Genomic DNA, 16141 nt, shown 5'->3' with positions numbered 1-16141 from the left:
AAACCTAAAGTAAATTTGCACGGATTAGAGCTTCATCAATGGTCGCATGGTGCTTTTCAGCCAACCATACCAACGGCAAACGAATACCGGTATCTATCATGCCCATTTTATGCAGCGCATATTTAACAGGAATAGGGCTTGATTCGATAAATAAGTCACGGTGTAAGTGCTTGACCACGTCATGAACTTTATGAGCGGCATCAAAATCTCCACGCAGGCCAGCGCTAAAAGTCTCACTCATAGCTTTTGGTGCCACGTTAGCCGTCACCGAAATATTGCCTTTACCGCCAAACTGCATCAGCTCAAGAGCTGTACTATCGTCACCAGATAACACCACCATTCTGTCGCCAACGGATCTGATCAGTTGCTCACCGCGAACAGCCGAACCTGTGGCGTCTTTAATAGCAACGATATTGTCAATATCAGCGAGGCGTTCAACGGTCTCTTGGGCGATATCTACAACGGTACGTCCCGGTACGTTATAAAGCATTTGCGGGATTTTTACCGCTTCAGCGATGGCCTTATAATGCTGAAACAAGCCTTCTTGTGGCGGTTTATTATAATAAGGGGCGACCAATAACGCACAATCAGCACCTGCTTCGGCGGCATCTTGGGTTAGCTTAATGGCTTCCATCGTATTGTTGGCGCCAGTGCCTGCAATCACAGGTACGCGACCTTTGACATGCTGAACAAAGTAGCGAATCACATCGCTGTGCTCTTGCATGGACAAAGTCGCTGACTCGCCAGTGGTACCGACAGCGACCAAGCAATGCGTACCTTGCTCAATCTGCCAATCTATGAGGTCTGCCAGACGTTTATAATCGACCGTGCCGTCAGGATGCATGGGCGTTACCAAGGCTACCATTGAGCCTTGTAGTCGGGTTTTAATATCGTCGTATGCTGTGCTCATAACCGTGCCTGTATATCCTAGCTTTTATTAAAGCTATCACATGATAAGTCGTTTGCAAGTGTGCCTATCTGCCCTATGGAGCTGAACGTTTGGTTTGGTAAAATAACGTCAGGGCAAGACCTTGCGTGATGTTCATACTGTGTATTCATTTTACTAACGTGATTAACGCTATTTAGCTGCTGCCACTTGATTGGCTGAGAGCCATAAAAACGCCTGCTAGTGTAGCATATTTTGCCTTCATCGCTATCAAACAATTCATGCTTAACACTTCTATAAAGCGAAAAATTAGCAATCTATCATAATGCTAAGCGCGACTCTATTTAGCCTAAAAAATAAGCCTGAAAACTAAATAGTTAGTGTAGTGCAATTGCTTAGTGTAGCGTAACTAGTTAGCAGCGATAAAACCTTTTTAGGTATTTTAACGAATCGTCAACATAGCAATGGTCGGACGATATGTATTACTGTCAATAAAGACAGCCGATTCATAACGCTGCTAATCACGCACGCTATCCTTTGCTATTCAATGCGCAAACCAATGATACCTGGGATGCCCTGACGCACTATCTCAATCGTCACCACGCCTTTTTCGGGCAATGATGCCACGGCGCTAGAAAAATCATTGACCGTTTTAATCGGTTTTTGGTGCAAATTGGTGATAACGTCGCCTGCCAGTATACCCGAGCGCGCCGCGAGTCCCGTCGGCTCAATAGCGGTGACCAGCACGCCGGTCTTATTATCAGCAGCCAGCTCTATTTGCTCCTCTGGCGTTAAATTGCGCAGCGCCAGTCCCAAGCTGATGCCGTTGGCCTGCTGTGCGCCGGTTTGCGATTGCATAGCATTGGAAGCATTACTAAGCTTGCCGGTTATGATAGCTTGTTTACCGTCACGCTGAATCTGAACGCGAAAGATATCGTCAGGCCGCGCCCGATTGATCAGGTTTAATAAATCGGAGGCTTCCATAATTAAGACATCATTGTATTTTAAAATAATATCGCCTGGCTTTAGCCCCGCTTTTTGCGCCGGTGAGTCTGGTGAAACGCGCGTCAATAATGCCCCTTGCGGACGCGCTAAATTATAAGCTTCGGCTAAATTCCGGTCGATATCTTGCGGAAAAATACCCAGATAGGCGCGCGCAACTTCACCGTTATCTTTTAACTGCTCATAAATATCCATCGCCGCATCAATCGGGATAGAGAATGACAGACCCATATAGCCGCCCGTGCCACTAAAAATACGCGAGTTAATACCAATTACTTCACCGCGCTGATTAAATAATGGGCCGCCAGAGTTACCCGGGTTTAATGCCACATCAGTTTGGATAAAGGGTACGCTGGTTTCACGGGAAAAATTGCGCGATTTGGCACTTACAATACCTGCCGATGCTGAATAATCGAAACCAAAGGGCGAGCCAATTGCTAATACCGGCTCCCCTACTTTTAGCGCATTAGAATCACCGATTGGCAAGGCAGGGAATTGGCGCCCCGTGACCTTGAGCACCGCCACGTCTGAGCGCTCATCACTGCCAACCAATTTGGCATCAAGCTCGCTTCTGTCATTGAGCGTCACAGTAATTTTGTCCGCGCCTGCCACCACATGATGATTGGTCAGCATATAACCATCACGGGTGACAAAAAATGCAGTGCCATATGCATGTTCAATCGCAGGCGTCGCTGCTTGGTCAGGAATATGTAAGCGATCACCAAAGAACTTCCGCAATAGCTCAGCCGTTTGGGCTTTAGCAAGCTCTGCCTCGCTGACAGTTTTGGTGACGTTTACTCGCGCGACCGCTGGCGTGACTTGCTGTACCAAGCCCGAAAAATCTGCGGTGGTAACGGCCGCTTGTGCAGTTGGCACGGTCGCGATGTTGATACCTGCCGCCATAGTAGTGGCTACCGCTATGGCCAACGCGCTCTGCTGTAACCAACGGCTCAAATTGGCTGTATTCGACGTTTTAGACATATTGTTAGGCATGTTACCCTCCATATAATGGGTCTTTATAATTGTTATAAACGGTTTGAATAGGACCGTTATGAATAATAATTTAGGCGTTTTATTTATATATTATGCTGATAATAGCTCAGTTTACTCATTCGCTAACCTCTAAAGCTAACATTTAAAAATTGATTTTTATATTGGTCTTTGCATTGCTGGCTGAGAGATTTTACCGCTTGCTTTTGTTATCTGCGTTTATCTTAAACTTTGGGAAATGCAAACTTGCAAAGAATAATGCTTGTTAGTTTACCGTCCATTTTCGACTTATGGTATAAAACTTTATCTTTTCTATCATAAAGATAGCCTTATTGCTAACATGCTAGACATACTACCTTTAATAAGCTTTTTCAACCAAGAATCAAATGGCGCAAAGATTGCTCTAGAATACGTCAAATAAAACCATGTTATGATAACAAGCCAAATAATCTATATGGCAAACAAAAGTTAATTTTTGTAGGTCGTTATTTTAGCAAATTGGCGATCATCAGCTTATTTTTTCATCTTTTGCTTTTTAGATTCTGCTTAGGGATCTAAAAAGCTTTTGTCTTTACAGCGATATCGTACTGATAGCCAACCTCACTTGTGCTTTGATTACTTGTGCTTTGATTACTTGTGCTTTGATTATAGTGTGGTTGATGCTTTTATTAACAAGCGCTAGATTTAGCGCTCAGCGGTGTCAGATATTGCAACACTATATTTAGACGACGTTTGCTGCGGCTTACGCTAGCAGCGCTGGTAGTGCGCCTGAATAGATATAAAATATGACAAGATTATAAAAGGATTAATTTATGGATACCGCCTTATTGTTATCCGGCGTGGTTGGGCTTGGTATTGCCGCCCAATGGTTGGCTTGGTATTTAAAGCAACCATCCATTTTGTTTTTATTACTAATTGGTATTATTGTTGGCCCGATATTGGGCGCTTTTGACCCAGACTTGGTGCTCGGCGAGCTGATGTTCCCCTTTATCTCATTGGGCGTGGCGATTATTTTATTTGAAGGCTCGCTGACTTTAGAGTTTGATGAGATTAAGCAGCACGGCTCTGTGGTACAGATGCTGGTGTCGGTCGGTGTCCTTATTACCATTGTCATTGTGGCGCTATCGACTTACCTGTTGTTTGATGTCGACCCTTTGATTGCTTTGCTATTTGGCGCGCTGGTTTGTGTGACTGGTCCTACCGTCATTATGCCGTTACTGCGTAGCGTACGTCCGAATAAAACTATTTCTAATATTTTGAAATGGGAAGGTATCATCATTGACCCTATCGGCGCGATTGCAGTGGTTTTGGTCTATGAATATATCATTTCAGGCGGCGAAGCCAGTAGTATCTTACTGTTTGCCAAAATTGTAGTATTGGCAGTGGCCATGGGCTTAGCGGGCGCGTGGTTATTGGCGTTTTTAATGCGCCGCCATATGATTCCTGAGTTTTTACGTAATGTCTTTACCTTAGCTTTTGTACTGCTCCTGTTTTCTATCTCCAACCATTTAGAGCACGAGTCCGGCTTATTAACGGTCACCGTCCTTGGCGTGGCGCTGGCTAACTGGCCAAAATTCCCGCGGGAGACGATTTTAGAGTTTAATGAATCGCTGACCATTTTATTGGTATCGGTATTATTTATCATTCTTGCGGCTCGCGTTGAGCTTGCAAGCTTGCTTAGCGTTGGTTTTGCAGGCTTGGTGTTGCTCGCGATTGTGATGTTTGTCGCGCGTCCTTTGTCTGTTTGGGCATCGTCTATCGGCTCCAATCTAAAAACCAATGAAAAGCTAATGATTAGCTGGATTGGGCCGCGCGGTATCGTTGCCGCTGCAATCTCATCGCTTTTTGCCATTCGCTTGCAAGAGTATGATATTCAAGGCGTTGAGCTGCTCGTACCTTTGGTTTTCCTCGTCATTATCGGCACAGTAATGATTCAAGGTTTGGGCGCCAAAATGGTTGGTAATTTCTTGGGCGTCCGTGAGCCTGAAACCAACGGTATCTTAGTCGTTGGCTCCAACCCTATCGCTTTATTGGTAGCGACGTCTTTAAAAGACCAAGGTTTTGATGTCATCGTCGCGCACAATAACTATACCAATATCGCTAAAGCTCGTATGAGTGGTCTGCGTACTTACTTTGGTAATCCTATCTCTGACCATGCCGACCATCACTTAGACCTTATCGGTATTGGGCGTCTGTTTGCCATGAGTACCGATAGAGAAATGAATACCTTGTCTGAAATTCATTACCGTCATGAGTTTGGCGAGCGTAAAATCTATCGCCTTAAATTCAGTGATGAAAAAGTCAAAAGCGAGCGCGATGATAAGCAAGGCAACTTCCATTCGCAGTGGTTGTTTGGTAAAGATGTGACTTATGCCAAGCTTGCCAGTATGCTGTCGAAAAAAGCGCGTATCAAAATCACTAACATCACCGACAGCTATAGCTTTGAGCAATACAAAGCCGATAATAAGCAATTTGTGCCGCTTTATACCGTCGATAAAGAAGGTAAGCTGCACGTGATGACCGATAATTTCGATGGCACCGTACCACGTGATCGTAAGCTGATTTCATTGGTCGTCGATGATGAAGTGCAACCAAAAGCGGTCGATGTAACGGCAAAACAAGAGCAGGCACGCGCGGCGGCAGATGCCAGCTTTGAATCCAGCTCGAAAGCGCCTGAAAAGCGTAAAGAAATAGAGCTTACCGATGATAGTAATGATACCACTACGTCAGAGACTGCATTAACCACTGCTAAAGAAGTCAATGTAGCAGAAGTCTCCGAGTCAGAAAAGGTACAAGACAAACAGGCCGATAGCGTTACTGTTACGCCTAATAAAATTCAGGTATCAAGCACGACGGTTAAGAAAGATAACGTGCAAACAACAGAGTCTGATGCTACTGCTCCTAATGGTTCTACCAATGCTATAAATAAAGGTGTCATGTCGGATAATTCGACCGCAACTTCGAAAACCAAAACCTCTAGTAATACCAACGGTAATGGCAGCGCACCGAAAACCAAAAAAGGCACGCTTGACCCCAATCGTTTACCAGATTCTAGCGGTGGTAGCCTTGATAACGTTGACAGCATGGATATAGATAAAGACTAGAGTTATCTTTTAATATTTTCCATAAACGGTAAAAGCCCCAACTGCTGAGTTAGGGCTTTTTTTGGATAATATAAAGTAGAAATGACAACGTTAAAAAACCTTAGCTTAGCGCAAATTTTTCCTGCACCGCTTGCCAAATACGCTCGCTAACTTCTTCAGCGCTACCTTGAGCATCAATACGCTGGATACGCTCAGGCTGCTCGCTGGCAAGGACGCTAAAACCTTGATGAACTCGAGTAAAAAACTCCGTCGCTTGCTGCTCAAAACGGTCAGCAGCGCTGCGTTTATTAGCGCGCGCCATGCCTTCTAATACTGGCAAATCTAGCCACAAGGTCAGCTCTGGTAACTGTTCAACAAATTGCTCAATCAGCATAGCAATTTTAGCGCGTACCGTACTATCGCCATGCGCTCGCCCAAAACCTTGGTAGGCAACGGTCGAATCAGTAAAGCGGTCACATATCACCCACGTTCCACGTTGTAGAGCAGGTAAAATCACTTGCTGCAAATGGTCACAGCGCGCCGCAAACATCAGTAGCAGCTCGGTATCATCGTTAATTTCGGTATCAGGGTCTAATAAAATAGCACGCAACTGCTCGGCAAACGGACTGCCACCCGGCTCCCGGGTACGCAGATAATCGATGCCTTTTGCTTGTAGCTGATTGCAAAGCTGCTCGATAGCGGTGGTCTTGCCAACGCCTTCGGTCCCTTCAAAGCTGATAAAGCGCCCTTGATTGGACGCTGTATTTATATAATGTTTAGGCGAGTTTATTTGCGCTGATTTTTCTTGCGCTGATTTATCTGGTAGGGATGCTGACATGATATGACCTTATGTCATTGATGAGCGTTATGGCGTTATATAGATAGCTATATGACGCCATAACGCTCAGTACACGATAGGTTTTTAGAAAAGATAAAGGATTAAATTACGGCGGCGATGTTTGTGCTTTTTTCTGACGCATGACGCTGAGATATTCCTTGACCGCTTGGTTATGCTCATTTAAGCTATTGGTAAATTTGTGCCCGCCGTTACCGGTCGCCACAAAATATAACGCTTCGCTATCGGCAGGATGCAAAGTCGCTTCAATCGAGGCCGCAGATGGCAGCGCGATTGGCGTTGGTGGCAAACCATCGATTTGGTAGGTGTTATAAGCGGTCTTTTCATCGATGTCTTGACGGCGAATATTGCCTTGATAACGGCTACCCATCCCATAAATAATGGTGGGATCGGTTTGCAAACGCATATTTTTATTCAAACGATTGCTAAATACCGCCGAGACCAAAGGACGCTCTTCTGCCACGCTGGTTTCTTTTTCGATAATCGATGCCATTACCAGCGCTTCATACGGACTGTCATAAGGCAGATCAGGGTCGCGATTTTCCCACGCTTTGGTCAATGCTTGCTGCTGACGCTTATACAAATCGGTCAATACCTGCTTATCGGTGCTGCCTTCGCCATAATAATACGTATCAGGCGCAAACCAGCCTTCAAGATTGTGATTGACGATAGGGTCATTACTATTGACCACCGAATCTGGCAAAATGCCAACCAAGTCCAACGCCTGCGCGATGCTGGCATTCGTGCTATCCGCCGTCAGTACTTCTTTTTTGATGCCTTTATTATCTCGTAGCGCCTGATATAAATCTTTTGAGGTTTTGCCTTCGATAATCTGTACCTTGACCATCGCCGCTTTTACCCCTTGCCCCAATACTTCTAAGGCTTCAGCAAAGGTAGGGTTTTCTGGTAATTGATAAATACCAGCGTGCAATGGGCCATCGATTTGCGTTTTCATATAAAGCTTGGCAATCGTGGCAGAAAACAGCGGTATTTGCTGCTGCCACTGCGGTAATAGCCCATAATACGTCTGACCCGACTCAATCGTCACCATCTGCTGCGGCTGCTCAATACGGCCAAACAGCGTCTGATACACCATCACCAAAAAGAACGCTGCAATCAGCCCAAGCACCAATAACACCTGATAACCACGCTGCATAAAAAACGAGGGATTATCAGCTTTATAGTGGCGCGGTTTAGTGCCACCGCTAATGAGTGAGATATCTGTCGCCGGTACTTCCTCTGCGCTAACGTCGTCAATGATAGGTTTTTTGTCTGGCGCTGTCGTCTCGACAGGCTGCTCCAGCGCGTCGTCATGGTCATTTTTTGGCGACTCATGTGGAAGTTCAGGTGGTATTTCAGGTGTTGGCTTGCTCATGGCAACTCGCGAGGCAGAAGTTTGCTAGAATTTAGCACTGAACTGGGCGATTTTCAATGGTATTTGCTTAGCTTATCGATTAACTTGGTGGTTAGAGTAAATTATATGGCGTAATACTCATATTGCTTATTTATCACTTTGAATTTTTCCTTTAATAAGAAAATCGGCTATGAACCTTAATTTCAATCAAAGTCTTGCCAAAAACTATACATCTGAATCGCAAAAAATTCGTGTGCTCAGTGAAGATTGGGTCGCTAAGCAAAGTTATTGCCCTAATTGTAATGCCGAACCATTGGCTGAATTTACGAACGGCAAGCCTGTTGCTGATTTTTATTGCGCACATTGTAGCGAGGAATATGAGCTAAAAAGTAAAAAGGCAAAACTGAGCCACCTGATTAATGACGGTGCTTATGCCACCATGATTGAGCGTATCAATAGCGAGGATAATCCCAGCTTTTTCTTTTTGACCTACTCGCCAGAATATAGGGTGAATAACTTTTTAATCATCCCCAAACAGTTTTTTAAACCGGACATGATTATTAAACGCAAGCCGTTATCCATCACTGCCAAACGCGCTGGCTGGGTCGGCTGCAATATTGATTTGCGTAAAGTACCTGAATCAGGGAAGGTGTTTTTGGTCAAAGACCAGCAAGTCATACCACGCGATACTGTCACCGAGCAATTTCAAAAAACCTTATTTTTGCGTCAGCAATCACAGCAGACACGTGGTTGGACGTTAGATGTTTGGCAGTGTATCGATAGCCTAGAAGATAGCTTCTCTCTCAATCAAGTTTATGCATTTTCTGACTTATTAAAACTCAAACATCCTGAAAACAACCACATTAAAGATAAAATCCGTCAGCAATTACAAGTGTTACGCGATAAAGGCATTATTGAATTTATCGGTCGTGGGCATTATCACAAATTATATTAAGCGCTTTTATTATCTTTTAGCTTTTACACATTTAACAAAAGACGATCACTTCTTTTAGTCACTTTTGCTAACCTAGCGGATATAAATCCTAAAGAAATTTTGACAAGCAAGTATTGAGAGTAGTGATAATAAAAAGTGATAAGACAGTAGAGAAAATCTTTCAGATAGAGATTGTCGAGACGTTAAGTAACATCATAGAGATTAGCGCAGAGAACGAGCAAGAAGCACTATTAAAAGCGCAAGATATGTATAAAAAAGAGGAAGTTATTTTGTACGCAGATGATTGTATTGATACCAAATTTAATATTCTTTAAATACAGTTAAATCGCTTCAAAACTCACCACTTCACCCGACAATAACCTCAGACTACTCATGGGCATAATACCGCGCAGCGCATTACAAAAGAATAGCTGGCTTAAATGGAGCAAATCCTCATCTTGTAACGACCTGATGATAACGGGGTTATTGCTAGTCGATAATGTATCGATAATCACTTGCCGCACCACGCCAGCAACGCCCGATTGCGCCATCGACGGCGTATACCATTGACCTTGGGTTAAATAGTTGCTGTTGCTGTTGTTTTGAGAGTGTGGACGATTGGACGATTTTGCGACTGGCTCTTCTACTAATTGATAAAACACATTACTCATCGTGCCCTCAACCCAATGCCCGCTTATATCGCGTAGTAGACCTTCGGCGATGCTTGGCTTTATATTCTCTTTCAATGCCTGCGATGCCTGAGCTTTGATAGCGTTCAGCTCGCCACTTGCCAGCACATTATCCAGACGATTTAAGCTTTTTAGTCCAGCAAGCGTTGGCGGCAAACAAGCAATTTGAGAGGATAAGCAAATGGCGCTCGCGGTAGGTTGTAGCGGGATAGATTGATTATTAGCGAGTGGCAGCGATCGTGCGGTAGTAATGGCCATTGGTGAGGATTTAAGCCAAATCTCGCACGCACTGCCGCCACCAGTATTTGGTGTATAGCCATAGCCACGGACTTCTTGCTCGGCGCGCGTGATTATAAGTTTTAGCATACCTTGCTGTAATTGCTTGGCATGTGTTTTTAACACCGTTAATAATGAAAAACTGTCCAGCTGAAGTTGCAAGGCTACCGCATGCGAGACAAGGCGCTGCTGATGATAGTCCAACCACAGTATCTGCCCATCGATGACGCCCATAGTGGTAAAAAAACCATCACCGTATGCCAACCCGCGATTGTCTAACGATACCGTGGTCTGTGTAGCATTTGACGGATGCAAACATATCCAGCTATTGGGCGACATTCAGGCCAGCCCCGCTTATTTATCAGCAGTTTGAGCAGCAGATTTATTAATCACTAGCATACAGCTATAAAACTCGCATTTTGCCAGCTCTACTTTTTGACCGCCGATGGTTTTATTTTTGGCGATTTGACCGCCGAGCATATCAGCGACCAGCTTGCCGCCTTCATCGCCCATTAATTGACGCGCCAGCTGATAAGCTTTTTTGGCATGGTTTTGACTGATTTCTTTTTCTTTATCAGAGTCGGTTGGATTGGCAAAATACCAGCCAAGCTCGAGGTATTTTTCAGAATCAATCAGGTCCAAATACGGCGCATCATCCTGCATAAAGCGATATTTGGACGCCGGATTACTGGCATAGTCCAAGCTATTTTCGTCGGTGCTGACCACCTTACCAAAGGCTGATTGTATCTTTTTAAGCTCATCGATACTTAAGGAGGTTACTTTGGCAGTGCCCCACGAGGCGATATCGTATTTTACTGGCGTCCCTTGCGCAGCTGTTGCGCCATCAAGATCAGCGTTGGCATTGGGGTTTTCTGCCTTGGAGGTCTCAGCGGCGGTCTGCTCGCTATTATCAGCGCCTGCTTCTTTGGCGGCAGTATCACTCTCTGTATTGCTATTACAGGCGCTCAAAGACACGCCAACTGCCATTATCGTACTGACCATCAAGGTCTGTAGGCTTTTATTCCACATGGGCAATGTACTCACACTTTTAAAGGGATCCAAAAACGGTATTAACGAGCGGGGTTTGCTGCCGCTGATAACGAAAAATGTCTGTTAAACTTTTATAGTTATATAACTTATTGGTTATAGGCTTTGGTAGCAGTCAAATTGTTAAATATTGCCTTTTAATCATCGTAACACAAGGCCGACTGAAATCTTCATGCTCCCTAGTTTACCCAACTGCTTAACACTTGACTAGCTTTTACCTTACACTTACCGCTCCGGCAGAGTACAGATTTGTTAAAGACCTCACGAGATAAAGGCATGATTTATTTGGCTAATGAGCAGCTCCGTTTTTAGCCCTTTTATTGACTTAGCATAATTGGCTTAGCTTAGTTGGTTTAGTATAGGTTTGTGAAAGTTAACGTTATCCCCTATGATAAGTAGGATTTATTAAATGACATTGCATAAGATAATTAAACGGCCACTTTTTTATTGATAACTTCTCACCTGTTGATTTTGCCTATATTTCACCCTTTACAAGCAGCGGACCCTTTATGACCCAGCATTTTATCGTTATAGGCAATCCGATTGCCCACAGCAAATCCCCTGAAATCCATACGCAGTTCGCTGTGCAGACAGGCTTAGAGATTAGCTATCAGCGCCAGTATTGCCCTGATGATGTAGCCAGCTTTACTGCGGTGATTGAGGCATTTTTTCAGGGCGGCGGCGTTGGTGCTAACGTGACTGTGCCCTTTAAGCAAGTAGCTTATCAGTGCTGCGCGGCGCGTGGCGGCTTGTCTGAACACGCTAAGGTTGCAGGCGCTGTTAATACTTTGTTGATCAATAAAACGTTGTTAAAAAATGGCACACCGATAGCCGAGGCGATATATGGCGATAATACCGATGGCCAAGGGTTGGTCAATCACATGACAAGTTTAGATTGGCCGCTAAAGGGCGCGCGTGTGGCAATAATCGGCGCAGGCGGCGCGGCGCGCGGGGTGATATTGCCATTGATTGAAGCGGGTATCAGCGAGCTTACCCTTGCCAATCGTACATTAAATAAAGCGACAAATTTAGTTACTGATCTAAACGCTGCAAGTGAGACAATTGCAAGGCAGCAGATTAAAACCTGTAGCACTGAAACGCTAAGCGGTGAGTTTGATATCATTATCAATGCTACCTCGATTGGGTTATCGGGCGATACACTGCCGCTTAGCGACCAGCTAGACGGCCATTATGCTTACGATATGATGTATGGACGTGAGCTGCCGTTTTTGCAGCATTTTACCAAGCGCGGCGCACAAACGTCAGACGGTTATGGCATGCTTATCGGGCAGGCAGCGTTAAGTTTTGAGCGTTGGACAGAACATAAAGTCGATGTTGCGCAAGTCATCGACAGTTTATAAGTACATTGAATGAACAGCTTAAACCGCGACTAAAAAAGCCATATGAATAGAAATCATACAGCTTTTTATCTGCTAAAAAATTTAGCTAAAACGCGCTAGCAGCCAATTCTCCATCCGGCGCAGCGGCACGCGTAAATCGGTCGAATGCATCACCACCCCGCCGCTTAGCCCCACCACGCAGCCAATCATGGTATCAAACAAACGCGCTAAAATGACCTCTTGATAAGCTTGCTCAGTAAACGGCAACCCACTACCGTATTCGGCGATGAATATCGTCAGCGGTGTGATAAATATCACTGCCAAGCCATAATGGCGGTCGACCAAGGTTTCGATACACAGCATTAAGCTTAATATCGCCAGTGCCACACCCCATATCGGCAAACCCCACGCCAGCATCCATCCCGCCAGCCCAACGCCAACCATGGTGCCAAGCAAACGATGGATTTGCTTAATCCACATGGTACGCAAATGAATACCTTGGATAATCAAAAAACAGCTGACTGCTGCCCAATAGGGATTTGATAAATTTAAGCTCAGCGCGATGACTAAAGATAGACTGACAAAACCGGCGACAATCACACTCTCCGTAATGGTATCGGGCTCATAGCTATAGGTCGGCGTCGGTGTCGCTGGGCGCGTCGCTAATAGAAACAGCGAATATAGCAGCGCCATCACCAAAGCAAAACCACTACCGAGTATCACCAAGCCTGTGGCCGGCATGACATCTTCTAAAGGCAGGGGGATAAATAGCGCAATCGCCCCCGCCATCATCACAAACAAACCTGCGGGCGGCGGTTGACGATAGTAGCGCCCAAAAATTACAATACCAAACGCCATCAAGGTAAATATCGGCAATTTTAATGGCGGAATTTGCTGCGCTATCAGGCCCAGCGCAAAACACAGCGACATCGCAAACCCCCATGCCATCACCGTCACCAAACGAAACGGCAGCTTACCTGCTAACGGGGTATTTAAAATAACCATCGCCCCTAGTGACGCTTTAATACCAGACGGCAGAGCATCAAAGTACGCCCCGACAAATACCGGAAAACTAATGGTAATTGCAGCGATAATCGGCATGTGCCACGGTCGTTTGCTACGGTTGACGGTTAATAAATGGTTAAGCTCACCATCGATGAGTTTTTTTAACCGCCCAACTACTGCCATTAGCCAAAATACTGGCGTCTTTTTCTGCTCTGTTTGGTATGCTAAATTGCGCTTTGGTGCGCTCATAAATTGTGTTCCTTTATTCTGTTTGGGCACGCAACTCATACACTTAACGGTTGTTTTGCGTCTATCCCGCTGTCTATACTGAAACTTATGCTACAACCTATATTAAAACTATGGTTCTTTATAAAGTTGGACTTATTGATGCCTATTTATAAATAAATAACCATTTATATTTATAACTTAAATTTTTATGTTTTTTAATATATTATGAATATTAGTTATCTATTGTATATTTGTGGCTATAGAAGATTTATACTGACCTCAATGCTACGACAGCTGTTTTTTATCAAGGATGCCTTAACGGTTATCAAAATGGACAAGCTGTTCTTAATAAACTTAGATGACGACCTGTGATACTGTCTGCCTTTATCCCAGATAATTAAACTCCCGTTTACATGAACCATAGCTCAATTAATGAGCCGACAGTCTATGCTAACGAACTATGCTAATGAAATAATCAAAGAGAGCGACTATGTTAACTTACAAAGCACCTTTGCGTGATATCAAGTTTTTGATAAATGATGTTTTTGACTATCAAACGCATTATAAAAGCCTAGACAATGGCGAAAACGCCGATCCTGAAACCGTCGATATGATTTTGCAAGGCTTTGCTGACTTTGCTGAAAATGTCTTAGCGCCTTTGTACCAGCCAGCGGATGAAGAAGGCTGTCATTTTGAAAATGGTGTGGTCACTACGCCTAAAGGTTTTAAAGAAGCTTATGACCAGTTCGTCGAAGGCGGCTGGCAAGGTATTTCGTACCCTGAAGAGTACGGCGGTATGAACTTACCGATGTCAATCAACCTTATTAAGTCTGAAATGATGGGTACGGCTAACTGGCCTTGGGCGATGTATCCTGGCCTATCAACTGGTTGTATCAACACCTTACTACAGTACGGTACCGACGAGCAAAAAGCGATTTATTTACCTAAATTGGTTGAAGGTACGTGGTCGGGCACCATGTGTTTGACTGAGCCGCAGTGTGGTACTGACTTAGGTCAGGTTAAATCAAAAGCCATCCCGCAAGATGACGGTACTTATAAAATCAGCGGTACCAAGATTTTTATCTCAAGTGGCGAGCATGACTTAACCGACAATATCGTCCATATCGTTTTAGCTCGTCTACCAAATGCGCCAGAAGGCACACGCGGTATCTCATTGTTCATCGTACCAAAATTCTTGCCAAATGCTGAAGGTGAATCTGGCGAGCGTAATGGCGTGGTTTGTGGCTCTATCGAGCACAAAATGGGTATCAGCTCATCGTCAACTTGTGTTTTAAACTTCGATGACGCAGTTGGTTACTTAATTGGTGAGCCAAATAAAGGCTTGAAAGCGATGTTCACCTTTATGAACACTGCTCGTATCGGTACTGGTATTCAAGGTTTGGCGCACACTGAATTGTCTTTCCAAAACGCCCTGCCATACGCTAAAGACCGTCGCTCTATGCGTACGCTATCAGGCACGAAAGACCCTGAAAAAGTGGCTGATGCGATTATTCATCATGCCGACGTACGCCGTATGCTATTGACCCAAAAAGCCTTTGCTGAAGGCGGTCGCTCAATGATTTATCACTCAGCGCGCTATGCCGACAAAATGTCTCAAGGCGTTGCCAATGGTGATGACGCTGAGTTTGAAAAATGGGATGACAAATTGGGCTTTTATACGCCTATCCTAAAAGGCTTTTTAACGGAGCTTGGTATTGAAGCGGCCAAACACGGTCAGCAAATCTACGGTGGTCACGGCTATATCAAAGAATGGGGCATGGAGCTTATCGCTCGTGATGCCCGTATTGCGACGATGTACGAAGGTACCACTGGCGTACAGGCGCTTGACTTACTCGGTCGTAAAGTCATCTTGCAGTCTAAAGGTAAAATTATCCGTGATTATACCTCAAGCATTATGAAATGGTGCGGCGAGTATGCGCTTGATAAAGACATGCGTAAATTCGTTTGGGCACTGACCAAACTATGTGCTGAGTGGAACACCTTGACCGTACGCTTGATGCTGATGGCGCGTAAAGACCGTGAAATCATCTCTGCGGCATCAGATGACTTTTTGATGTACTCAGGCTATGTGATGATGGGTTATCACTGGGCGCGCATGGCGGCGGTCGCTTATGACAAGCTTGAAAAAGGCGGCACTGAGTCACCAGAATTCTACAAAGCTAAGATTCAAACTGCTGAATTTTACTTTGATAAAATCTTACCGCGTACCTCAGGCCATGCTGAAAGTATGGTTGCTCCAAGCGAGAGCATGACGGCAATGGCAATCGATAACTTTGCTTTCCTAGACTAAGATTGCTTCACAATTGAGCAAATAATTAACAAGAAAAGCGCCTATTCATTAGGCGCTTTTTTATGTTTAATATAAAGTCAGAGAAGATACTAGAACCATAGTTATCAAACCCCACTCTCAACTTCGAAAGTGATTGAAAA

General features: G+C 44.6%; 12 protein-coding genes. 5 read left to right on the top strand and 7 right to left on the bottom strand.

Annotation, left to right across the window (positions count from 1 at the left end; all coding sequences use genetic code 11):
• Window positions 1-4 precede the first annotated feature (4 nt).
• Window positions 5-910, bottom strand: a complete 906-nt coding sequence (dapA, locus tag IQ457_RS10370; protein ID WP_068405840.1) for a 4-hydroxy-tetrahydrodipicolinate synthase — start codon at window positions 908-910, stop codon at window positions 5-7.
• 516 nt (window positions 911-1426) lie between these two features.
• Window positions 1427-2881 carry a Do family serine endopeptidase gene (locus IQ457_RS10365; protein WP_068405843.1) on the bottom strand — a complete coding sequence of 485 codons (1455 nt, stop codon included), beginning with the start codon at window positions 2879-2881 and terminating at the stop codon, window positions 1427-1429.
• A gap of 809 nt (window positions 2882-3690) precedes the next feature.
• Between IQ457_RS10365 and IQ457_RS10360 the strand changes: the two genes are divergently transcribed.
• Entirely contained in the window at window positions 3691-5982 is a 2292-nt protein-coding gene (locus IQ457_RS10360; protein ID WP_068405845.1) for a cation:proton antiporter domain-containing protein, read from the top strand.
• 100 nt (window positions 5983-6082) lie between these two features.
• On the opposite strand, the gene tmk is transcribed toward IQ457_RS10360, so the two are convergent.
• Together tmk and mltG are read right to left on the bottom strand one after the other, a co-directional pair.
• The gene (tmk, locus tag IQ457_RS10355) at window positions 6083-6799 is read right to left on the bottom strand and encodes a dTMP kinase (RefSeq protein WP_200663103.1); all 717 of its coding nucleotides are present in this window, start codon (window positions 6797-6799) and stop codon (window positions 6083-6085) included.
• Between the two features lie 106 nt (window positions 6800-6905).
• Entirely contained in the window at window positions 6906-8192 is a 1287-nt protein-coding gene (gene mltG / locus IQ457_RS10350) for an endolytic transglycosylase MltG (protein ID WP_200663102.1), read from the bottom strand.
• A 169-nt stretch (window positions 8193-8361) separates the two neighbouring features.
• Here mltG and IQ457_RS10345 point away from each other — a divergent pair, with 169 nt between their 5' ends.
• Window positions 8362-9126 (top strand): DpnI domain-containing protein, encoded by a 765-nt coding sequence (locus tag IQ457_RS10345; protein ID WP_200663101.1) that lies wholly within the window; start codon window positions 8362-8364, stop codon window positions 9124-9126.
• Window positions 9127-9248: 122 nt separating this feature from the next.
• Entirely contained in the window at window positions 9249-9440 is a 192-nt protein-coding gene (locus IQ457_RS10340; protein ID WP_342343313.1) for a DpnD/PcfM family protein, read from the top strand.
• Between the two features lie 6 nt (window positions 9441-9446).
• Here the strand turns inward: IQ457_RS10340 and IQ457_RS10335 are convergent, their stop codons facing one another.
• Window positions 9447-10409 (bottom strand): aminotransferase class IV, encoded by a 963-nt coding sequence (locus IQ457_RS10335; protein WP_200663100.1) that lies wholly within the window; start codon window positions 10407-10409, stop codon window positions 9447-9449.
• Window positions 10410-10424: 15 nt separating this feature from the next.
• Window positions 10425-11114 (bottom strand): hypothetical protein, encoded by a 690-nt coding sequence (locus IQ457_RS10330; protein WP_323807200.1) that lies wholly within the window; start codon window positions 11112-11114, stop codon window positions 10425-10427.
• Between the two features lie 512 nt (window positions 11115-11626).
• On the opposite strand from IQ457_RS10330, the gene aroE reads away from it, so the two are divergent.
• Entirely contained in the window at window positions 11627-12478 is an 852-nt protein-coding gene (aroE, locus tag IQ457_RS10325) for a shikimate dehydrogenase (RefSeq protein ID WP_200663099.1), read from the top strand.
• Between the two features lie 81 nt (window positions 12479-12559).
• On the opposite strand, the gene IQ457_RS10320 is transcribed toward aroE, so the two are convergent.
• Window positions 12560-13711, bottom strand: a complete 1152-nt coding sequence (locus IQ457_RS10320; RefSeq protein ID WP_200663098.1) for an FUSC family protein — start codon at window positions 13709-13711, stop codon at window positions 12560-12562.
• Window positions 13712-14180: 469 nt separating this feature from the next.
• Here IQ457_RS10320 and IQ457_RS10315 point away from each other — a divergent pair, with 469 nt between their 5' ends.
• Window positions 14181-16001: an acyl-CoA dehydrogenase C-terminal domain-containing protein gene (locus tag IQ457_RS10315; protein WP_191692273.1), complete on the top strand. Its 1821-nt coding sequence runs from the start codon at window positions 14181-14183 to the stop codon at window positions 15999-16001.
• The last annotated feature ends 140 nt before the right edge of the window (window positions 16002-16141 follow it).

It is taken from the genome of Psychrobacter sp. M9-54-1 (assembly GCF_016613355.1).
GTDB classification, from domain to species: Bacteria; Pseudomonadota; Gammaproteobacteria; order Pseudomonadales; family Moraxellaceae; genus Psychrobacter; species Psychrobacter faecalis.
The sequence above is the reverse complement of the archived record's forward strand: the minus strand, read 5'-3'. Positions and strand labels throughout refer to the sequence as shown.

Coding starts and splice junctions, on each gene's coding strand:
- dapA (WP_068405840.1), bottom strand. CDS start 910: ATGAGCACAGCATACGACGATATTAAAACCCGACTACAAGGCTCAATG.
- IQ457_RS10365 (WP_068405843.1), bottom strand. CDS start 2,881: ATGCCTAACAATATGTCTAAAACGTCGAATACAGCCAATTTGAGCCGT.
- IQ457_RS10360 (WP_068405845.1), top strand. CDS start 3,691: ATGGATACCGCCTTATTGTTATCCGGCGTGGTTGGGCTTGGTATTGCC.
- tmk (WP_200663103.1), bottom strand. CDS start 6,799: ATGTCAGCATCCCTACCAGATAAATCAGCGCAAGAAAAATCAGCGCAA.
- mltG (WP_200663102.1), bottom strand. CDS start 8,192: ATGAGCAAGCCAACACCTGAAATACCACCTGAACTTCCACATGAGTCG.
- IQ457_RS10345 (WP_200663101.1), top strand. CDS start 8,362: ATGAACCTTAATTTCAATCAAAGTCTTGCCAAAAACTATACATCTGAA.
- IQ457_RS10335 (WP_200663100.1), bottom strand. CDS start 10,409: ATGTCGCCCAATAGCTGGATATGTTTGCATCCGTCAAATGCTACACAG.
- aroE (WP_200663099.1), top strand. CDS start 11,627: ATGACCCAGCATTTTATCGTTATAGGCAATCCGATTGCCCACAGCAAA.
- IQ457_RS10320 (WP_200663098.1), bottom strand. CDS start 13,711: ATGAGCGCACCAAAGCGCAATTTAGCATACCAAACAGAGCAGAAAAAG.
- IQ457_RS10315 (WP_191692273.1), top strand. CDS start 14,181: ATGTTAACTTACAAAGCACCTTTGCGTGATATCAAGTTTTTGATAAAT.